We start from the raw sequence: 19,545 nt of genomic DNA, 5'->3' as shown, positions 1-19,545 counted from the left end.
CTCAAGAAAGGATTTGCCCGAGCAAGCGCATTGCGGACGGACCGAACCGCGGCAAGCGACACTTCGACGAACGGCACGTATCGAACCGCAAGTGAACGGCCACTGACAGGCCGAACGGCTAGAAGTTCATGAAAAGCAACAGCTTGACGTCGATTGCCATGCCTTCGGCCCGCCTCTCCGCGACAAAGGCGGGGATATCCTCCCGGGCCACCAGATGGACATTGATGTCCTCGTGATCGGTGCCGCCCCCCTCCCCGACTTTCCGCAAGCCGTGCGCGCGGACCAGCGCGAAGCTTTCGGACAGCATGCCGGGCGACGACTGGAACTCGCCCAGCCGCTCGATCCGCTCCGCAGTGTAGCCGGTCTCTTCCTCCAGCTCCTTGACCGCCGTTCCCTCGACGGTCGCATGCTCATCCTCGTCACCGACGAGGCCGGCCGGAAGCTCGAGGCAGCGCTTGCCGACCGGCACCCGATACTGGTCGATGATGAGGACCTTGCCCTCATGTTCGGCGATGATCACGACCGCGTTCACGCTTCCGGTGCGCGAGACATATTCCCAGCGGCCGCGCTTCAATGCGCGGACGAACTTGCCCTCCCACATAACTTCCAGAGGAGCGTCGCGATCGACCGTCATAGCTCGATAAGTTTATCGGGAATTTCGTTCGTGTTCGTCGACGAGCGCGGGAAATGCTCGGCGAGGACTTTGCCCACTTGCTCCACGGCCGCGACGATTCCGTCCGCGGGCCGGCCTGCCTTTACCTCAACCAGCAGCGCAGCCATCGCCTCGCCCCAGGTCTCGGGCGTGGTCACTTTGGTAATTGCCTCGTCGGCAACGATCTCGGCACGGCGCTCGGCCATCGAGAGATAGATGAGCACTCCGGTGCGGCCGACCGTCCGCCGCTCCGCGCCGGCCTTGAAGGTCGCGATCGCCCGCCTACGCACGCGCCGCTCTTTGGTGGCCGACGGCGTCAGCAGCAGCCTCAGCGGCATGTATTTCAGGATCAGAAGCACGACCGTGAACTTCAGCACGGCGAGGATCATTAGGAAGGTCAGCAGTTCCCGAATCGTCGTTTCGGGCCGCCAGCTGCCGAGGAAAAGATTGAGCCACCATTCGAGGCACGACGGGCAGATCGCAGCCCACGCAAGCACGGCGATGAGGGCAAGGACAGCCCAGTGCAGGGCGACGTCGTGATACGGATCGCTGATCGGAGTCGCGACTGCGATGATCTCGCCATCGCTGTGCGATTCAGCCGCCGCGATCGCGGCGCTGACCTTTGCGTGATCCTCGTCGCTTAGCCGAAGCATCACCAGCTCCCCCCGGCCCCGCCGCCACCGAAGCCACCACCGCCTCCGGAAAAGCCGCCGCCGCCGCCGCCCCAGCCACCACCGCCAAAGCCGCCGCCTCCACCCCAGCCGCCGCCGCGGGAGCCGCGACTGAGTTCATTGAGGCCCCAAAGCACGATCCACGGATTAATGCCGCCGCGCTGGGTCCGGTATCGCTTGGATCCCGATCGGCGCGACAAGGAGCCGATGATCGAAAAGAAGACGATCATGATCACGATCGCCGGAATGATCGGCAGGCCGCCATTCTTGCGCTCGGATTGCTGCTGCGCCTTGGCGATGTTTGCCTGCGCCTGGTCGGCAGGAAGCTCCATTTGCTGGATGATGGCGTCGGCGCCGGCCGTGATCCCGGCTCCGTAGTCCGGCGGGTTCTTCTTGAACTCGGGGATGATCTTCTCGCGAACGATCACTCCCGACATTGCGTCCGTCAGGAATGCACCCGCGCCGTAGCCGGTCGTGATCCAGACTTTCCGCTCGTTCGGCGCGACGAGAAGGATGACGCCGTCATCCTCCTGCTTCTGCCCGATCCCCCATGCGCGGCCGAGCCGGTAGGCGTAATCCGAGATTTCATATCCCTCGAGGCTCTTGACCGTCGCGACGACGAACTGCCGCTTCGTCTGCGCCTCCAGCGCCGCCGACTTGCTGGAAATGTCGATCTCCTGCTCCGGACGCAGCAGGTCAGCTTGATCGACCACACGGCCGGTCAACGGCGGAAACGTCTGCGCCGAAGCGGGTGCGGCCAGCGCGACCAGCGCCAGCAGCATGACGGCGAGGAAGCGCGTCACCTTAGCTCGCGTTGAAGTCGACCGATGGCGCCTTTTCCGCGCCGGCGGCCGCCTGGAACGGCACCTTCGGCTTCGCGCCGTAGAAGATCTTGGCGCCGATCGCGTCCGGGAAGGTCCGGATCCGCGTGTTATAGGCCTGCACCGCCTCGTTATAGTCGCGCCGCGACGCGTTGATGCGGTTCTCCGTGCCCTCCAGCTGGTCCTGGAGCGCGAGGAAGTTCGCGTTGGACTTGAGGTCAGGATAGGCTTCCTGAAGCCGCTGAAGCGGGATAATTGCCTGAGTCAGCCGGTTCTGCGCGTCATTGAACGCCTGCACCTTGGCCGGATCGCTCAGATCGCTCGCGTTGAGCTGCACTCGACCGGCGTTCGCGCGAGCGTTGGTCACTTCGACGAGCACCGTTTTCTCTTGCTGAGCGTAACCCTTCACGGTCTCGACCAGATTGGGAATCAGGTCGGACCTGCGCTGGTAATCCGCCTGGAGATCACCCCACTTGGCGTTCACGTTCTCCTCTGCGGTGGGAACGCTGTTGAGTCCACAACCGGCGAGGCTGAGCGCTGCCAGCGGAGCGAGAAGGCCAAATCGACGCAGTGCGGTCATGTCGTTTCCCCTGAAGAACGAAACGGCGCGGAGATAGAGTCCCCCAAGCTGTTTTACAAGGGCAACACACGTATGCTTCCCGCGCTTTCAATCAGCAGCAACTGCGCTAGGTTCCATCCCGCGACGCGAAAGGGGGAAATAATGCTGAAACAATTCCGTGACTTCATCGCACGCGGCAACGTGCTCGACCTGGCGGTGGCCGTCATCATCGGCGCAGCCTTCGCGACCATCACCGCCAGCCTGACCGACGACATCATTATGCCGATCGTGGGGAAGATCTTCGGCGGCCTCGATTTCTCCAGCTACTTCACCTTGCTGGGCCCGATCCCGGCCGATTACGCCGGACCGCCGACGGATTATGCAGCGCTCAAGAAAGCCGGCGTGCCGGTGCTTGGCTGGGGACAGTTCATCACCGTGCTGATCAACTTCCTGATCCTGGCGTTCATCATCTTCCTTATTATCCGGTCCGCGAACAAGATTACGCACAAAGGCGAAGAGGCGGCAGGCCCAACCGAAGTCGACCTGCTCACCCAGATCAGGGACGAGCTGAAGAAGCGCTAGGCATATGTTCTGGCTGTCGGTCGCTGCAGCGGTCTTCATTGCATTTCTGATCGCGCTGTTCGCACAGCGGCAGAAGCAGCAGGCGACCGTGGCGGCGTTCCGGTCCCGCTTCCCGCACATCGCCCGGCTGAGGCTCGTCGCTGCCTGTCCGGGGCTGGACGGCGTGCTTCAGGAGACAGAGCTCCGGATGCTGTTCGACTGGATCATGCTGCAGCTCCACGGACGCACGCACACGTCCAGCTACGGCGAGCTGATGCAATGGACGACCGACCACGGCGAGGCCGAGAGCCTGCGCCTGATCGCCGAGGTCACGCGGGATGCGGTCGACCGGCTCCCGGCGCCGGTGCTGGCAGTGATCGACGACTGCCAGGGGCGCATCGTCGCTGGAGTGATCCTCGACCAGTCGCTGAGCGAATCCGGGCGCAGAACGCCCGAACCCGTCGCGGCCTGACTATTTCGGCCGGCCGTTGAAGCCTGCTTCTGAGCGAAGGGCGTCGCCGTCCATAAGAACGCCGTCGCTCATCACCTGATCCACATGGCGAAGGTCGCCGATACGCTTCGACGGATCCCCGTCGACCAGCAGGAGGTCAGCTTCCTTGCCGACCGTGATGGAACCGGTGCGCTTGTCCGCCTTCACGTTGCGCGCGGCGTTGATGGTCGCAGTGGCAAGTGCCTGTCCCGGCGTCATCCCGCCATCGACGTAAAGCTCCAGCTCGCGAACGATCTCCATCCCGAAGCCATCGGTGCCCGCGACGATCGGCGCTCCCGCCGCCCGAAGCTTATTCACGTACACGCCCATCTTCTTGACGCTCGCCTCGGCATCGGCGCGGGTCATTCCTTCGGGATAAGGAATTGGACCGGACTTGAAGCCCCGCTCCGTCGCAGCGGGAAGCGTACCGACATAGGCCGTATAAGCAGGCTGGACCTGTCCGGCGTTGGCCAGGAGAACGCCTTCGACCACAACCAAAGTCGGATCGAGCGCGATCTTCTTCTCGGCCATCGTCTTGATGACGGTCTTCATCGGTTCGGCGTCGAGATCGACGTCCTTGAAGTAGCGGCCTGGTCCGGTCATCCGCGCCGTGGTGTTCGACTTGGCGACGATCTCGTCGGGCATCGCCTGCATCGTTGCGAAATAGATGTGCGTGATCTCGTCGTAGCCGGCGTTGATCGCGTCGAGCGTGCGCATTCCCGCGGGAATGTGACCGTGGACGTGCAGCCCCAGCTCGTGCGCAAGCTTTGCGGCCGGCGGGATCCAGGCGGGATTCATCGACGTGTAGAACTTTACCCCTGTGAGGCCCGCGTCGTGGATCTTGCGAACCGCCGCGAGCGTCTGTTCGAGGCTCCCGACCGCCATGCTCCCCTGCGCTGCAAGCGGACCCTTCTGGTCGACGATGACGGAGTCGAAGCATTCGGGGGCGAGCAGCGTCCCCTTGGCCCGGCGATCGCGCTGCGACACCTCAAGCTCCAGCGGGCCACCGGGGTTGCGGCAGGACGTCACTCCGAGCGCCAATTCGCTGACCGTCGTGAAGTCGTCCGGCACGTGCATGTGACTGTCCCATAGGCCCGGGACGAGCGTCTTCCCGGTACCGTCGATGACGCGCGTTCCGGCCGGCAATGAGGCAGGCGCGGCTCCAACGCTGACGATCTTGCCGTCTGAGGTCAGGACGTTTTGACCGGCGACGAATTTCTCGCTGTCCGTGTCGTAGATCTGGACGTTCTTGAACAGGACCGGCCGCTTGGCATCGGCAGTCAGAAACTTTGCCGCGGTTGCAGGCGCCAGCGCGGCGATCGCCGCGTCCTGAGCCGTCTGCATCTTGTCCATATTGGCTTCGAAGCCCTCGGGCAGGATCGCCAGCCCGACGAGCGCCGCAAAGAACTTGCCGTCCGCTGTCCACACCGGCGTCGGCGTCTGGGTCGTTCCTCGCAGCAATTGCAGCTGCACCGTCTTCTTGCCGCTCGGACCATCGATTTCGAGTTCCGAGATCTTCTGCAGCGTCGCCTTGCCTGATGGCAGGAGCGGCAGACCCGCCTCCCCTGCAGCGAGAATCCGATCGATCTGCGGGGCGAAAGCCAGGAACGTGCCACCCTGCGGCAGGTAATAGGTCCCGTTTTTGTAGGGCGCGCTGCCTTTGTCGACGGGGCTAGTCCAGCTGGCTTGCGTTCCGCTGATTGCGAACGTCTCGCCGGCATCGCCGCTCGGAGTCACGCCGCGGATGACGATCTCGCTCGGCATGTTGTCCGCGCCGAAGCGGAAGGTTTCGTCCGTCTCGAAAATCAGGCCGCGAAGCAGGATCGACTGACGGAAGGCCATGCGCCCGTCCGGCAGCTTCCACGCATATTCGTCGCCGTGCTTCCCCGCCGTCGACATGACCACATAGTGCGCAGCATCCTTCGGCGGGACGAGCAATTGTTCCTTTGGTGTCGGAGCAGCGAGTGCGGCTGGCGCAGACGCGACGAGCAAAGCGGCGAGGATCACATGACGCACGGAAGGCCCCCTTTTTTGAAGGAGCACACCGTGGCGGCGCGAAGCGCGTCACGCAACCGCCCGTTCGACAAACGTCAGGTTACTGCAAGCGAATGAGCGCTTCCGGGATCTTGCTGGACCCCGAACCCACGTCCCAGTGAACCTGCTTTCCCAGCGCGTGCGGCGCCGTTCCGTCTTCGCTGTTGTTGGTCAGGACTTCGCCATTGGTGATGATCGTGAAGCGTCCCTGCGCCTCCGACACCGGCCCCTCCTTCATCGCACCCGCAGCAGCGCCTGCGCGCGCGCCGAGGGGTCCTGCTCCTCCCGTGAATGCAGGCGCGGTGACCAGCACGGACCCATCGGCGCGGCGGCGAATGGCTATGAATGGGATGATGAAATCGTTGTCGGGAAGTGCCGGGAAGACGAAGTCCTGGGTCGCCCGCCCGTCGAAATGATAGTCGACGTCGTAGACGCCCTTCCCGCGATACTGGACCGATCTGTAGCCGGCATATTTGGCGAGCTTGATCGCGAACGCGCGGTTCGACTCTTCATCGAAGCCGGGAAGACCGAACATCCTGGCCATTTGCTCGGCTTCCTCGCGCTTCGATTTCACGCGTTCGGCGGACTGCTTCTCGTAGTCCACCTTCTGCGCAGCGGCTTCGGATGCTTTACAGGGGCGCGCCTTTGGGGGCGCCTCACCAGGCTCCGTGATGACCGCCTGGGTTTGGCTCTTGTTTTCCATTCCTTCGAAGCACTTCGCCATTTCCGGTTTCCACGGCTCTACCTTCGCCTCGGCATCCGGCGGCGTCTGGAGGACGATCTCGCCCCGATAATCGAGGACGAAATTTCCGTCCTTTTTCAACGTTAGGTCCGAAGTGAACTTCCCCGGCCCCCACAGACAGCCGGTAAGCAGCAGCGGCGCGGCCGCGACGAAAGCACGCTTGGCGAATTGATGCATGGCGTCCCCCTTGCGGGAGAGCCTAGCGCAGCCGGCGATGAAGGAAAGTGGGAGGCTTCTGTTGCCCGGCGCCTCCCGTGCCGCTGGAATCCCCTTCTGTTGCCCGGTGGGGTCCGACCGCGCTTTCGTTACTTAACGTCTATCCGTGAGGACTTCAGTTAAGCAGCAATTGCGAGCGCCTCGTTATCGTTGGCACTTGTGTGATTGAGCCGTTGCGGTGGCATCCATACCGATCGGCAACCGCGTCTTTATTGCACTCGTCGATCCTATTTCGCCCCCGTCAGCAACCGCCGAAAATTTTCGGCCTGGCGGCTGGTGGTGGAGGCGCCGGGGTACTGCCCCCCGGGTCCGAAGTGTTTATTCCACGCGACAGTCTACCGACATAGCCGGGTTGCCCCGGCAGGTACCAAGATAGGGATTTGAGGGCTTAAGGACAAGTTTGCATGGCATTTGCGTGATTGCTATGCGTGGCCCGATAAAGCTTATACCTGGGGGTAAGTCGATGAAGAAGCTTGGTTTTCTCCTCGTTGGAGCCGCCGCGCTGGCACTCGGCGCATGCGGCAGCAAGGATTCGGATACGCTGAACGAGTCCGAGGCCCAGAACATTGAGGCCAACTCGCTCAACGATCTGGCGGCCAATGCGGCGAATGCGGAGCTCGAAGCGCTCGGCAACCAGCAACAGCAGCTTGATGCCGAGAACAATGCGACGGCGGTGGCTCCTGAGCCGCCCGAAAATGCGACGAGCCCTTCCGAGGTCGAAGACGACGTCCAGGGCATGTAATCCCCGCGTATTGGAAATCATAAGGTCGTCGCTCGCTCGAGCGGCGGCCTTTTTCTTGTCATCACGAGCGCCTAACTCGCACGAGCGATGAGCGACGACGCAATCCCTGCAGCGACCGTGATCCTGGTCCGCGAACGCAGTTCCGGCGCGCCCGAGCTGTTGATGGTCGAGCGGGCCGTCGACATGGCGTTTGCCGGAGGCGCCTTGGTGTTCCCCGGCGGCCGGATTGACGCCGCCGACGAGCAGCTCGGCAGCCGCATTGGAAGCGCGAATGCAGGCGCACGGGTCGCCGCCGTCCGCGAGGCGCTGGAGGAAACGGCCATCCCGGTCGGCTTGGCTCCCCTCCCTTCGCCGGATGTCGCGGCGTCGCTTCAGGCGCAGCTCCTGGCGGGTGATGAGCTGGAGCACTTGCTGGTCCCGCACGGGATCGAACTCGACCTCGATGCACTGACGCCGCTCGCCCGATGGGTACCGAGGTTCCACGCCAAGCGGCGCTTCGACACGTTGTTCTTTGTCGCTCGTGCGCCTGACGGAGACTGGTTGCCGAATACGGTCGAGAGCGAATGCACGGGCGCGCATTGGGCAAGCGCAAGTGAAGTACTCGAACGGGACCAAGCCGGCGAGGTTCAGCTCATCTTTCCGACGCGAAGGACACTCGAGCGGCTCGCCCAGCACACCAGTTTCGACGAGATTGTTTGCGACGCGCTCGACCACCCGATCGAGCCGATCAGCCCGTGGCTCGACGAAGTGGATGGTGAGCGGTTCATCACCATCCCGGAAGGGATCGGCTATCCCGTCACGCGCGAGAAGCTGGACGGACTCTGGCGCGGCTGACGCGCTCTTTCAGGCGATCCTGTAACCCTATTGCAACGCCGCTTTTGGCGGCCGTTTTGCACCCTGCGGGGAACAGAATGTGGACATGTCGGGTGCGTTACATTTCCAGGACGCGCCGAGTCGCGTCGGCCGGCCAATAAAAAGGGGACCCGCGGAAGCCCGCGAGTCCCCTGTTCGCCTTTAACGGCGACGCTTCTACTTCAGGTGGTTCGAGAGGTGCTTGTTCATCTCGAACATGCTGACGCGGTCTTTTCCGAAGACCTTGCGCAGCTTGTCGTCTGCAACAATTTCCCTCTTGTTCTGCGGGTTTTGCAGGTTGTTCTTGCGAATGTGATCCCACACCTTCGAGACAACCTGGCTGCGCGGAAGCGGATCGCTACCCGTGATTGCAGCGAGTTCTGCCGACGGTTGAACCGGCCTCGCCAGTCCGCCGCCTGCTTTCCTGCCCGACCCCGATGATTTTGATGCCATACGGCCCTCCTGTTGTTCTCTTATCGATAGAGCGCAAAGAAGGGCGCTTGGCAATGCCGTTTCAGAGGGAAAATCGCGGATCTTATCTCCTGAACGGAACGACCCGGTTCAGAACGTCGTGACCGATGTCCGCGCGTCCACCATAAGTTATTCCGGAACGCTCGCACCATTCCTTCACGATCGAGACTTCGTCGCGCCCGAAATCGGGGTCGTTGAACGGGATGTCGCCGACCCTTCCAAGCCTCAGACGGGCAACCTTTCGGACATTCGGGCTGCCGGTCAGATGGAACATCGTCCGGTCAATGCGATAGTGATGTTCGCTCACATCCTCGATGAGCAAATCGACGCCTGACAGATCGGGCTCGAGCACCGTACCAAGCAGCGCCGCCAATACCGTCAAGTTGAACGCCATCGCCGGTTGCCGAAGCTCCGGCTCCAGTGCGGACGGAACGCCTTTCACCAGCCAGTCGAGCGACCGGGCAACCGCTGCCTTCCCGCCCTCCCGCATGAGATCCTGGGCATCGGGCCCCAGGCGACGTTCAACCCTGCCTTGTGCAGCCCAGCATGCAGGAATCCCGCATCGCTGTAGCCGAGGTAGACCTTCGACCGTGCCGCATCCGGCAAGTCCGCCATCGACGCTTCCGCGATCCGGTTCGACCCATAGCCTCCGCGCGCAAACCAGACGGCGTCGATCGCCGGATCGGCCATCACTTCGCGGAGCGCCGACAGCCGCTGCTCGTCGGTCCCGGCAAAATGCCCGTCGGACAGGAAGCATTGCGGATGGATTGAGATCTCGCAATCGCCCCGTTCCGAAACGAGAGACTGAAGCCGGTCCGCCGCCTGATGCGACAGTGTGCAGCTCGGGGCGACAATCGCGATCTTCATCGGACCTTACATTTAGCATGGCGGAGCGCGGCGCAATGGGGCAGCTTCGACGGCCTGCTCAGCAGGGGGATTCAATGATCAAGCGTTCGATGTTCGCCGCCGTTGCCACCGCGTCTCTTCTCGCCTCGTCCGCCATCGCCCAGGCGCAAGCGCCGGAACAGTATGACCTGCTGATCGACAACGGCACGATCTACGACGGGATGGGCGGCGCGCCATTCACCGGCGATGTCGCCATCCGGGGCGACCGCATCGTCTATGTCGGCCCGCAGGCGCCGGGCTCCGCGAAGAAGACAGTCGACGCAACGGGCATGGCCGTGTCTCCCGGCTTCATCAACATGCTGAGCTGGGCGGTCGAGAGCCTGATTGCCGACGGCCGCGGCCTGTCCGACACGACGCAGGGCGTCACCCTCGAAGTCTTCGGCGAAGGCAATTCGATGGGCCCGCTCAATCCGGAGATGAAGAAGCTCGCGGTCAAGCGGCAGGACGACATCAAATATCCGATCAAGTGGACGACGCTAGGCGAATATCTGACCTACCTTACTAAGAAGGGCATCACGCCCAACGTCGCATCCTTCATCGGCGCGACGACCGTCCGCGTACACGAGCTCGGCGAAAAGGACGTCGACCCGACACCGGAGCAGCTAGACCGCATGCGCGCGCTCGTCCGCGACGCGATGAAAGAAGGCGCGCTCGGCGTCGGCTCCTCCATGATCTACGCGCCTGCGAGCTATGCGGAGACTCCGGAACTCATCGCGATCACGACCGAGGCCGGGAAATGCGGCGGCATGTACATCAGCCACATGCGCTCCGAAGGCGATCGCCTTGTTGAGGCGGTCGATGAACTGATCACCATCAGCAGGGAGTCCGGAGCTCCTGCCGAAATCTACCACCTCAAGCAGGCGGGCAAGGAGAATTGGGGCAAGCTGGACGAAGTGATCAAGCACGTCGAAGCGGCGCGGGCCAACGGACAACGGATCACCGCCGACATGTACACCTACACGGCGGGCGCGACGGGCCTTGACGCGTCCATGCCGACCTGGGTGCAATCGGGCGGCCTCGAGGATTGGATCAAGCGCCTGAAGGACCCTGAAATCCGCGCCAAGCTGGTCCAGGAAATGCGCACTCCTTCGAAGGATTGGGAGAACCTGCTTCTGGGTACCGGCAGCCCGGACAAGGTGCTGCTGATCGCCTTCAAGAACCCGAAGCTAAAACCGCTAACCGGCAAGACGCTCGGCGAGGTCGCGAGGATGCGCGGCAAGAGCCCCGAGGAGACTGCGATGGACCTCGTCGTCGAAGACGGCAGCCGCGTCGGCACCGTCTACTTCCTGATGAACGAGGACAATGTGAAGCGGCAGGTCGGACTGCCCTGGGTCGCTTTCGGATCGGATGCAGAATCCTCCGCGCCGGAGGGCGTCTTCCTGAAGTCCTCCACGCACCCACGCGCTTACGGCAATTTCGCGCGGGCACTCGGCACCTATGCGCGAGACCAAAAGGCCGCACCCCTCGCGGACGTAATCCGCCGGATGACCTCGTTCCCAGCGACCAATCTCGGCATCAAGGGCCGCGGAGTGCTTCGCGACGGCTATTATGCCGACGTCGTCGTCTTCGATCCCGCGAAGATCCAGGACCACGCGACCTTCGAAAAGCCGCAGCAACTTTCGACCGGCGTCCGCGACGTCTTCATCAACGGCACACAGGTCCTGAAGAACGGCGAGCACACCGGAGCCAAGCCGGGTCGGTTCGTTCGCGGGCCGGGCTGGGCCGGTTGGCCGGGCGGAGGCGCTTGCAAATAAGCCGCCGCCCAATAGGGCAGTCGGCGATGACTGATTCCACCATCTTCTTCTGCGGGATCGGCGGCAGCGGCATGCTTCCGCTCGCCTCGATCGTCCGTGCGACCGGCGCCAAGGTGGCCGGTTCCGACCGCTCGCTCGATGCCGGGCGCGTTGCCAACAAGTTCGCTTACCTTCGCTCGCTCGGGATTGGCCTGTTCCCGCAGGATGGCTCAGGCCTCCAGCCGGGCATGACGCTCATCACCTCGGCTGCGGTCGAGGAAACGGTGCCTGACGTGGTCCGCGCCCGCGAGCTCGGAATCGATCATCTCACCCGCCCGCAATTCCTCGCCAAGCTGCTCAACGACGCGCAGCGCAGCGTCGCGGTCGGCGGCACCAGCGGCAAGTCAACCGTTACCGGAATGATCGGCTGGATTCTCCATGCCACGCACCGCCAGCCGACGGTCATGAATGGCGCGGTGATGAGGAATTTCGTCACGCCATCGGCGCCGTTCGCCAGCGCGCTAGTCGGCGACCCGGAGCTGTTCGTCAGCGAAGTCGACGAGAGCGACGGCTCGATCGCCCTATACAAGCCCGAGATCGCGATCCTCACCAACGTTAGTCTCGACCATAAGGAAATGACCGAGCTGCGAAGCCTATTCGCGTCCTTCCTCCTGCGCGCCCGCAAGGCGGTCCTGAACCTCGACGATCCCGAAGCGCGTGCTCTTTCGGACGTCATCCCAACCGACAAGCGCGTCGGCTACGGCTTCGACAGTCCCGGCGCCGACTTCATGGGCAAGAGCCTCGAGCTTACTCCGGGCGGAAGCACGTTCACGGTCATCGCTGGAGAGGAGAGCCAGGACGTCCATCTCAACGTCCCCGGCCGCCACAACGCGTCCAATGCACTGGCCGCGATCGCAGCGACCCGCGCACTTGGCGTGTCGCTGGAAGACGCGACAGGGGCCCTAGCGCGTTTCGAAGGGTTGAAGCGCCGCCTCGAGACCATTGGATCGGCCGTCGGCGTCTCCGTGATCGACGACTTCGCGCACAACCCCGACAAGATCGACGCCACGCTCGCAACCTTGCGCGCGCAGCCCGGGCGCCTGCTGATCATGTTCCAGCCGCACGGATACGGACCGCTCACAAAGATGGGTGAGGAGCTGGCGCAAAGCTTCGCCGGCGGCCTCGCACAGGACGACCATCTCTATCTTCCCGATCCCGTCTACCAGGGCGGCTCGGTCGACCGGACGCGCGGGTCGGACTGGCTTGCAGAGCAGGTCCGGGAGCGCGGCGGCAAGGCCGAGCACATTCCCGAGCGCGCTGCGATCGGCGAAGCCCTGCTCGCCGAGGCCCGCGATGGCGACCGCATCGTCATCATGGGCGCGCGCGACGACAGCCTGAGCGAGTTCGCTGCGGAGCTCGTCGAGCGCCTCGCGGCGCGGAACTGATCGCCCACTTCGGCGTCGGGCAGGCATGGCAAAGCCCGGTAGCGTGATCGGATGGCTTCTCGCGGAAGACGACCGCGAAAAGCTCCTCCAGCAATTCCCGCCCAAGTTCGAAAAGACCGTCGCTCACCATGTCACGCTGAAATCCGAAGCCGAGCGTGACCGTCTGCCGAATGACGTGGAGGCTGAGGTCGTCGGCCGTACCGACGACGAAAGCGGTGTCGAGGCCATGGTCGTAGCGGTCGACGGGACAACTGACCGGCCCGACGGCCTGACCTATCACATCACCTGGTCGCTCGGGGGCGGCCGCCGCGCGCGCGAAAGCAATGACGTGATCAGGGAGCGCGGCTGGCATAAGCTCGACCAACCGATTCCCGTCAAGCTACAGCCCGGGCGCTTCTGATGACGAAGCGACCGCATCTCTTCCTCGACTGCGACGGGGTGCTTGCCGACTTCGACACCGGGGCCAAGCTTCTGCTCGGGATGAGCCCCAAGTCCTTCGAAGCTCGCCACGGACGCGGCGAATTCTGGAAGCGCTTGGCCAAGCACGGCAACTTTTACGGGGACCTCCAGCAGATGCCGGATGCGAAGCGTCTCTTCCGGGCCGTTAAGCACCTCAAGCCGACGATCCTGACCGGCATCCCGCTAGGAACCTGGGCTGCTCCTCAGAAGGAACGCTGGGCCGCGAAGCATTTCCCGGACGTGCCGATCATCACCACCCTCGCGCGCCAGAAGCACCTCCACATGGACCCGGGCGACGTGCTGGTCGACGACCGCGAGAATCACCGCAAGCTATGGGAGGACGCCGGCGGCACCTTCATCCATCACAAGAATGCGGAAGACACGCTTCGCCAGCTGGCGAAGATCTACCCGTCAGTGAATGTGGAAGCCGACGCTTAGGCAGCGGCCTGGAGGTCCACCTTCTCGACCCACTCCGGCCAGAACACCGGCTCGCGGTTTGACCAGCCCGGTGCGGTGGCAGCGCTCTCGCTGATCGACTGAAGCAGGGTCCGGCGACGATCCGGGTGCAGGTGCGGCAGGGCCGCTGCGGCGCAGAAGGCGGCCGGCAGCCACGGGCGGGCCGACGCACCGATCAGGCGCTCGTAGAGGAATCGGAACGCCGCGAAGTTCGGCAGGCGATCCTGGCCGAGGTCGAATGCGGCAAGCGTGATCAGCATGCCCATGAACGGCTCGATCATGTCGAGGCCGCTGTCGTCCGGAACCTGCATGCGCAGGTGGTCGAGCTGCTTGAAGATTCGGGACTGGGCACGGATCGAAGCGGCCTCGCCCTCGTCGCGGGCCCAGCATTCGATCGCATCACGACGACCGTATGCAACGTCCAACGAACGGCGAATGTACCGCTGCGTCGCCTTCGGGAAGCTCGCGAACTCCTTCATCTCAGAAAGGAGCAACGCACCGTTCGCCGGCTGGCTGGTCCGCGTAATCATCACCCCGACTCCTTAGTCCCACCGGCGGGATGATGCGGCCGCACTAGTTGCGGTTTGCTTAACCACTAATCCCACCCCCGTTCAGATTGAATCAGAGGGCGGCTCTAACAGCAATGCTAAATACTCACGGCTCGTCGCAAACCCGCGCCGCTGTTGATTCTGTGCAACTGAATTGGGGATAAGTCGCGGACTCAGCGATCCTTTTCCGGAAATCCCGACGAGGGGGCAGGCTCTCCGCCCCCGCCCGGCTGGGTAGCGGCCGGCGGATCCGACGCGTCCATCGATTCGTCGCTGCCGACATCGGCCTTCGCCTGCTCGCAGCTCGGGTCCTTCTTTAGCTTCTCCTCAAGCTCCTTTTCCGGCGGCGCGGAGATTACTGGCGGCGGCACCTTGTCCCTGTCGTCCTTCACTTCGGTCACGGCGAATTCCTTTGGCGAATCGTTTCGCGGAATAAACGAGCAACGGGGAGCGCCGTTCCTGCATTCACCCCGTAAATCTGGCGTTCAGTTTCGACCGGCGGGTTTCATGCTTCTGCCAAAGGACAGGCGACAATTGCGGCCTTGAGTTTCACAAGGTTACAAGCACTTCAAATGCACGCACTCACCATCAGCCCCGCAGACCGTATCGAGCGGGGCCGCTTCTCCGACTGGCCGCTCGCCCTGAAGTCGATTCTCGGCTTCTGGTTCGTCTACGCCCTCACCGTCGCCGCTCGGGCCTTCATGGGCACCGACGCGCTGACGATCCTGTTCAACAAGCTCATCTCGATCAGCATCGGGATCGTCCTCACCGGCCTGATCTACATCGCGATCGCAAGCCTCGCCGGCAATGCCGGGATTCGGAAGAAAGCGATCGTAGCCGGCCTCGCCTCGTTCGTCGCCTCGTGGGGAATGGCGGGCAGCTTTATCGCCATCGAAGACGTGATGCGCGAGCCTAAGGAAGTCTTCCGCTACCAGTCGCGCGAAGGCTTCGTGATCATCGAAAAGGGCCGAACCCTGACGGTGGAGCGTCGAGCGCAGGAGCCTCTGGTCCTCACCTGGCCGCGCATGGGCGAGCTCGATACCAACAAGCGCATCCGATACGCCGCCGACGTTTCCGTCACTTGGCTGTTCTTCTTCGCGGCGTGGAGCGCCTTCTACCTCGCGACCAAGGCGCAGGCCGAAGCGCTGAACGCGAAGCGCCGCGCAGTCGAAGCGGAAAGCGCCGCGCAAGCCGCGCAAGTCCGTGCGCTGCGCTATCAGATCAACCCGCACTTCCTGTTCAACACGCTCAATTCGCTGTCGTCGCTGGTCATGGGCGGCCGGCCCGAGGAAGCCGAGAACATGATCCTCAAGCTCTCGACCTTCTTTCGCTCCAGCCTTTCGCTCGATCCATCCGCCGACGTGACGCTGGCCGAGGAGATCGACCTCCAGCGGCTGTATCTCGAAATCGAGAAAGTCCGTTTCCCGCGCCGCCTGAAGGTTGAGATCGACATTCCCGACGATCTCAAGAACGCCCGGGTGCCCGGACTCCTGCTTCAGCCCCTTGTGGAGAATGTGATCAAGTACGGAGTCTCGGGAACGCGCGACAAGGTGACGCTGAACATCCGCGCGGCCGAAGCCGGTCCCGGCCGCTTCACGATCGAAGTCCAGAACAGCGGAGCCGAAGCTTCGACGAAGGGCCGCAACGGAAAGCCCGACGGTACGGGAGTAGGCCTGACGAACGTTTGCCAGCGGCTGGAAGCGCGTTTCGGTACGGCTGCGAAATGTGAATTTGGCCCAACGGCCGACGGTGGCTATCGTGTATTGATGACACTGCCGTTGGACCGCGCCGATGGATGACCAGCCGCTTCGGCTCCTAATTGCTGACGACGAACCGCTTGCAGCCGAAAGGCTGCAGCTTCTCCTTGCGCAGATCCCCGACGTCGACCTGATCGGCACGGCCAGCGATGGCGAGGGCGCAGTCAGGATGGCAGAGGCCCTGTCGCCGGACGTCCTTCTGCTCGATATCGAGATGCCAGGCCTCGACGGCATCGACGTTGCGCGCGCCCTTGCGAGCAAGCGGCCTTCCGCAGCGGTCATCTTCATCACCGCCTTCGACCAGTTCGCAGTCGCGGCCTTCGAGGTGGAAGCCGTCGATTATCTGATGAAGCCGGTCACGCCGGAACGGCTGAAGCGGGCGCTAAAGCGCGCCCGCGACCATCTTCAGCGCCGCGAGAAGGCACCCGCACGCCCTGCTTCGACTTCACCGTACCTGGAAGAGTTTTGGGCTTCCGATTTGTCGGGTCTCGTCCGTATCGCCTCGCGCGATGTCGACCGTGTCTCGGCTGAGCGCGACTACATGCGCCTGCACGTTGGGCGCAGGAGCTGGCTGATCCACCACTCGATGAACGCGCTGGAGGAGGGGCTGGACCCCGAACTATTCGTTCGGCTTCACCGCTCGGCGATCGTGCGCAAGGACTTCATCGCGGGCTTCACGCGCAACCCGTCCGGCCGCTGGATTGCGCGCCTGTCCGACGGAGTCGAGCAGCCGGTTGGCCGGCTCTACACCGACAAGGTCAGGACGATCGCCCGCCGTTGAGGCGAAATGCCCGGCGGCCAGCACTGCAACCTGCCGCCAGGCGAAATTGGCCCGATCACTGGGCGTCCGCGAGTGCCAGCTGCAATTGCTGCTCCGCTGTCTGGCGAGCGCCGGCGATGCAGCGACGGGTGTCCGAAATCAGCGCCGGCATGTTCTGACGGCCGCGCGAGCACATGATCTTGATGGCGGCGTCCACCTTCTTTTGGAAACGTTCGGCGCCCTCTTGGGTGTGCAGGTCCGCGGGATTGTAGCGCACCGTCGCGCTCACCTGCTCAACGCTATCAACCTGCCGCGCATGGGCGAGCGTCGGAACGAGCAAGATGCTCGACACTGCGACGGCAGCAGCCATGACTAGAAATCTCATCGTATCGCTCCTTTTGGGATGCGACGCGGCAGCCTCAATCGGGGAAGTCGAGGGGTGTTGTGACCGCCGCGTCGCAGGGTCCGGCTACGATGATGCGGGAGCGGCGTCGCCATCCGCTCGACGAGCGCCGCGCCGCCTTCTGCGATCGTTTACATTTGTCGACGAAGGCCGTTCGTCGGACGGCGGTTCGACGAACGATCGATCTAGTTTTCGGTCGAAACCGATCCGAGGTTTTTGTTCACGACCGCAGTCACCGCACTGTCGAGCGTGACGTTGCCGAGCGTCCGGAAGATGTCGGGGACCATTTCAACCGCTACCAGCAGTGCAAGCGGGGCTATCGGTACCCCAAGAGCCATGGCGATCGGAGCGATCGAGCTGATAAAGCTCACCTCGCCCGGCAAGCTCACGGCGCCATAGCTGATCACCGACGCGACCCCGGTCGCCGCAATCGCCGCTCCAAGGCTCGGCTGATAGCCCAACCAGCTGGCGACATAGAAAGCGACTGCGACATTCATTGCCGGCCCGGTGGCGCGGAACAGAGCCACCGCCATCGGCAGCGTGACGTCCGCAACCTGCTCGCGAACGCCCTGCACTTTCGCAGCTCCAAGCATCGCGGGCAGCGACGCGAGCGAGGACCGGGTCGAAATGGCCACGCTCTGTGGAGCGATCATCGACTTGGTGAAAAGCCCCGCGGGAACACTCCCGCCGACGATTGCGATTGGATAACCCCAAAGCGTAACAAGCACGCCGATCACCGAGACCAGAACGATGTAGTGCGCGAGTCCCGCGAAGGCCGCACCGCCCGCACTTGCCCCGAGCGCGAAACCCAAAGCGAACACGCCGAGTGGCGCGATCCACAGCACCCAGCCGATGACGATCAGCAGAGCGTCCGCAATCCCGTCGAAGAACTCGACGACGGTCTTACGCCGCTGCGGAGCAATGCGTGCAACGGCTAGAGCGAAGAACACCGTGAACACGACGAGCGGCAGGACGTCGCCGTTAGAGGCGGCTGCAATCACATTGGACGGGATGATCCCGCGGAAGAAGTCGGCGACGCTGGGGATCGGCGGCGAGGAGGTGGACTGGTCGATCGCGGCTAGCCCCGCCTGGAGCGCCTCTCCTGCCCCCTGAGGCAGCGGAAACCAGCGAACGAGCAGCGCCATCATGACCGCGCCGAAGATTGCCGAAGACGTGCAGACGATCACGAACCAAAGGATAGACCGGCCGGCGATGCGGCCTGCCCGCGCGGCCTCGGCACCCTTGGCTATTCCCGTCACCAGCAATGCGACGATCAGCGGGATGACGGTCATCTTCAGCGCATCGAGCCAGAGCCCGCCGACATAGGTCGCGACCTGGATCAGCGGCTCGCGAATTCCGTCTCCACCAGCCTGCGCAAACGTCCCGCCGACGAGGCCGATGAACAGCGCGACCAGGACAAGATAGGGTCGCGACCCGCGCGAGGCGGCGGCAGGAGCCTCTTCGGCCTTTTCGCTCGTCATTGAGGCTTCCGGAAGCGGTACATGAACCGATCGGTCTTTCCGCGGATCTTCTCGTCGAAGACCAGCAGCGAATGATCGTCTGCCGGATTGCGGAGGATGTCGCTGCTTTCCTCGAGAACGAAGCCGGCCCGCGTAAAGTCCGCCTTCACCACTGCCGGGTCGATCCGGTGCAGCTTCTCGACAACCTCACGAGTGTCTCCGCCTGGGTTTGCGGCGTGGTCGATGATCCCCACGACCGCGCCAGGCTTCATCGCGTCGAACAGCCGCTTCAGCCAGGCGTCCGGGTCCATGCGGACGATCTTCCGCTCCGCATTTTCCCAGTACACGTCGTGATAATCTAGGTTCATGATCAGGAAGTCGTAGGCGTTCGATCCGATCAACGGCGTTTCCATGGGGCTCGAGATCAGCACGACGTTCGGCTGACGAGCAGCGAACTCCGCGAAGGCCGCGCGCCTTTTGTCATTCAAGAACTGGGTCGGATTCCAGACGACTACGCTTCCGGTCGGTCCAACCGCGGGCGCCATGATCTCTGCCCAATATTTGTTGGCACCGAACATATCGATGACGTGCATGCCCGGCTGAAGCCCGAAAAAAGTCAGCACTTCGGTCGGCTTACGGGCCTCGTCGAGCTTCACATTTTCGGGAGTCCGCGCGGCCGTATTGGCGACTGCCGCCGCGACATCCGCGGGCGCGGCGCTCAACATGGCAGGCGCCGCAGCCAGTGCCGCCGCAAGGATCAACCGAAATCCGCGCATATGCCCCTCCGTCCATGATCGAAGTACGCTG

General features: G+C 63.4%; 24 protein-coding genes and 1 other RNA gene. 10 read left to right on the top strand and 15 right to left on the bottom strand.

The window, feature by feature from the left end; all coding sequences use genetic code 11:
- Positions 1-118: 118 nt before the first annotated feature.
- From ACMC5O_RS02425 to ACMC5O_RS02410, 4 genes are read right to left on the bottom strand one after another with little or no spacing between them, the layout of a single operon-like run.
- Positions 119-634, bottom strand: coding sequence for an NUDIX hydrolase (locus tag ACMC5O_RS02425; RefSeq protein WP_187707859.1), 516 nt, complete (start codon positions 632-634; stop codon positions 119-121).
- The gene (locus ACMC5O_RS02420; protein ID WP_426693201.1) at positions 631-1,305 is read right to left on the bottom strand and encodes a TPM domain-containing protein; all 675 of its coding nucleotides are present in this window, start codon (positions 1,303-1,305) and stop codon (positions 631-633) included. Before ACMC5O_RS02420 ends, ACMC5O_RS02425 begins: the two co-directional genes overlap by 4 nt.
- Complete coding sequence (locus tag ACMC5O_RS02415; protein ID WP_426693200.1) at positions 1,305-2,126, bottom strand: TPM domain-containing protein; 822 nt, start codon at positions 2,124-2,126, stop codon at positions 1,305-1,307. The genes ACMC5O_RS02420 and ACMC5O_RS02415 overlap by 1 nt, the downstream gene beginning before the upstream one ends.
- Position 2,127: 1 nt before the next feature.
- Positions 2,128-2,724 carry a LemA family protein gene (locus tag ACMC5O_RS02410; RefSeq protein ID WP_187707860.1) on the bottom strand — a complete coding sequence of 199 codons (597 nt, stop codon included), beginning with the start codon at positions 2,722-2,724 and terminating at the stop codon, positions 2,128-2,130.
- 141 nt (positions 2,725-2,865) lie between these two features.
- Here ACMC5O_RS02410 and mscL point away from each other — a divergent pair, with 141 nt between their 5' ends.
- Positions 2,866-3,285 (top strand): large conductance mechanosensitive channel protein MscL, encoded by a 420-nt coding sequence (mscL, locus tag ACMC5O_RS02405; RefSeq protein ID WP_187707861.1) that lies wholly within the window; start codon positions 2,866-2,868, stop codon positions 3,283-3,285.
- A 4-nt stretch (positions 3,286-3,289) separates the two neighbouring features.
- On the top strand, positions 3,290-3,736 hold the full coding sequence (locus tag ACMC5O_RS02400; protein ID WP_187707862.1) for a hypothetical protein: 447 nt from the start codon (positions 3,290-3,292) through the stop codon (positions 3,734-3,736).
- Here ACMC5O_RS02400 and ACMC5O_RS02395 read toward each other — a convergent pair whose 3' ends face one another.
- The 3 genes from ACMC5O_RS02395 to ssrA all read right to left on the bottom strand — a co-directional run bounded on the left by ACMC5O_RS02395 (position 3,737) and on the right by ssrA (position 7,148).
- Complete coding sequence (locus ACMC5O_RS02395) at positions 3,737-5,770, bottom strand: amidohydrolase family protein (protein ID WP_187707863.1); 2,034 nt, start codon at positions 5,768-5,770, stop codon at positions 3,737-3,739.
- Positions 5,771-5,849: 79 nt separating this feature from the next.
- A complete protein-coding gene (locus tag ACMC5O_RS02390) occupies positions 5,850-6,707 on the bottom strand; it encodes a hypothetical protein (RefSeq protein ID WP_426693199.1) in 858 nt (285 codons plus the stop codon).
- 85 nt (positions 6,708-6,792) lie between these two features.
- Positions 6,793-7,148: a transfer-messenger RNA gene (gene ssrA, locus ACMC5O_RS02385) on the bottom strand.
- Between the two features lie 61 nt (positions 7,149-7,209).
- Here ssrA and ACMC5O_RS02380 point away from each other — a divergent pair.
- A complete protein-coding gene (locus ACMC5O_RS02380; protein WP_187707865.1) occupies positions 7,210-7,488 on the top strand; it encodes a hypothetical protein in 279 nt (92 codons plus the stop codon).
- 87 nt (positions 7,489-7,575) lie between these two features.
- Positions 7,576-8,322, top strand: a complete 747-nt coding sequence (locus ACMC5O_RS02375; RefSeq protein ID WP_187707866.1) for an NUDIX hydrolase — start codon at positions 7,576-7,578, stop codon at positions 8,320-8,322.
- 195 nt (positions 8,323-8,517) lie between these two features.
- On the opposite strand, the gene ACMC5O_RS02370 is transcribed toward ACMC5O_RS02375, so the two are convergent.
- The 3 genes from ACMC5O_RS02370 to ACMC5O_RS02360 all read right to left on the bottom strand — a co-directional run bounded on the left by ACMC5O_RS02370 (position 8,518) and on the right by ACMC5O_RS02360 (position 9,678).
- A complete protein-coding gene (locus ACMC5O_RS02370; protein WP_187707867.1) occupies positions 8,518-8,793 on the bottom strand; it encodes an SWIB/MDM2 domain-containing protein in 276 nt (91 codons plus the stop codon).
- An 82-nt stretch (positions 8,794-8,875) separates the two neighbouring features.
- Positions 8,876-9,301, bottom strand: coding sequence for a hypothetical protein (locus ACMC5O_RS02365; RefSeq protein WP_426693198.1), 426 nt, complete (start codon positions 9,299-9,301; stop codon positions 8,876-8,878).
- Positions 9,250-9,678: an LD-carboxypeptidase gene (locus ACMC5O_RS02360; protein ID WP_426693197.1), complete on the bottom strand. Its 429-nt coding sequence runs from the start codon at positions 9,676-9,678 to the stop codon at positions 9,250-9,252. The genes ACMC5O_RS02365 and ACMC5O_RS02360 overlap by 52 nt, the downstream gene beginning before the upstream one ends.
- Positions 9,679-9,752: 74 nt before the next feature.
- Between ACMC5O_RS02360 and ACMC5O_RS02355 the strand changes: the two genes are divergently transcribed.
- Genes ACMC5O_RS02355 through ACMC5O_RS02340 form a run of 4 tightly spaced genes read left to right on the top strand, consistent with a single transcriptional unit; the run spans position 9,753 to position 13,792 of the window.
- Positions 9,753-11,471, top strand: coding sequence for an N-acyl-D-amino-acid deacylase family protein (locus tag ACMC5O_RS02355; protein ID WP_426693196.1), 1,719 nt, complete (start codon positions 9,753-9,755; stop codon positions 11,469-11,471).
- A 26-nt stretch (positions 11,472-11,497) separates the two neighbouring features.
- Positions 11,498-12,895 (top strand): UDP-N-acetylmuramate--L-alanine ligase, encoded by a 1,398-nt coding sequence (locus ACMC5O_RS02350; RefSeq protein ID WP_187707868.1) that lies wholly within the window; start codon positions 11,498-11,500, stop codon positions 12,893-12,895.
- Between the two features lie 25 nt (positions 12,896-12,920).
- On the top strand, positions 12,921-13,295 hold the full coding sequence (locus tag ACMC5O_RS02345; RefSeq protein ID WP_426693195.1) for a hypothetical protein: 375 nt from the start codon (positions 12,921-12,923) through the stop codon (positions 13,293-13,295).
- On the top strand, positions 13,295-13,792 hold the full coding sequence (locus ACMC5O_RS02340) for a 5' nucleotidase, NT5C type (RefSeq protein WP_426693194.1): 498 nt from the start codon (positions 13,295-13,297) through the stop codon (positions 13,790-13,792). Before ACMC5O_RS02345 ends, ACMC5O_RS02340 begins: the two co-directional genes overlap by 1 nt.
- On the opposite strand, the gene ACMC5O_RS02335 is transcribed toward ACMC5O_RS02340, so the two are convergent.
- Together ACMC5O_RS02335 and ACMC5O_RS02330 are read right to left on the bottom strand one after the other, a co-directional pair.
- A complete protein-coding gene (locus ACMC5O_RS02335) occupies positions 13,789-14,340 on the bottom strand; it encodes a hypothetical protein (RefSeq protein ID WP_425506878.1) in 552 nt (183 codons plus the stop codon). The two genes, ACMC5O_RS02340 and ACMC5O_RS02335, sit on opposite strands and share 4 nt — an antisense overlap.
- 191 nt (positions 14,341-14,531) lie before the next feature.
- Positions 14,532-14,759, bottom strand: a complete 228-nt coding sequence (locus ACMC5O_RS02330; RefSeq protein WP_426693193.1) for a hypothetical protein — start codon at positions 14,757-14,759, stop codon at positions 14,532-14,534.
- Between the two features lie 171 nt (positions 14,760-14,930).
- Here ACMC5O_RS02330 and ACMC5O_RS02325 point away from each other — a divergent pair, with 171 nt between their 5' ends.
- Entirely contained in the window at positions 14,931-16,157 is a 1,227-nt protein-coding gene (locus tag ACMC5O_RS02325; protein ID WP_426693192.1) for a sensor histidine kinase, read from the top strand.
- Positions 16,150-16,896 (top strand): LytR/AlgR family response regulator transcription factor, encoded by a 747-nt coding sequence (locus tag ACMC5O_RS02320; protein ID WP_426693191.1) that lies wholly within the window; start codon positions 16,150-16,152, stop codon positions 16,894-16,896. The genes ACMC5O_RS02325 and ACMC5O_RS02320 overlap by 8 nt, the downstream gene beginning before the upstream one ends.
- Before the next feature lie 55 nt (positions 16,897-16,951).
- Here ACMC5O_RS02320 and ACMC5O_RS02315 read toward each other — a convergent pair whose 3' ends face one another.
- The 3 genes from ACMC5O_RS02315 to ACMC5O_RS02305 form a co-directional block, all read right to left on the bottom strand.
- Positions 16,952-17,260 carry a UrcA family protein gene (locus tag ACMC5O_RS02315; RefSeq protein ID WP_187707872.1) on the bottom strand — a complete coding sequence of 103 codons (309 nt, stop codon included), beginning with the start codon at positions 17,258-17,260 and terminating at the stop codon, positions 16,952-16,954.
- A 203-nt stretch (positions 17,261-17,463) separates the two neighbouring features.
- On the bottom strand, positions 17,464-18,759 hold the full coding sequence (locus tag ACMC5O_RS02310; RefSeq protein WP_187707873.1) for a dicarboxylate/amino acid:cation symporter: 1,296 nt from the start codon (positions 18,757-18,759) through the stop codon (positions 17,464-17,466).
- Positions 18,756-19,514, bottom strand: coding sequence for a class I SAM-dependent methyltransferase (locus tag ACMC5O_RS02305; RefSeq protein ID WP_187707874.1), 759 nt, complete (start codon positions 19,512-19,514; stop codon positions 18,756-18,758). The genes ACMC5O_RS02310 and ACMC5O_RS02305 overlap by 4 nt, the downstream gene beginning before the upstream one ends.
- Between the last annotated feature and the right edge of the window lie 31 nt (positions 19,515-19,545).

Origin of the sequence: Sphingomonas sediminicola (assembly GCF_049991885.1) — a bacterium.
GTDB classification, from domain to species: Bacteria; Pseudomonadota; Alphaproteobacteria; order Sphingomonadales; family Sphingomonadaceae; genus Sphingomicrobium; species Sphingomicrobium sediminicola.
The sequence above is the reverse complement of the archived record's forward strand: the minus strand, read 5'-3'. Positions and strand labels throughout refer to the sequence as shown.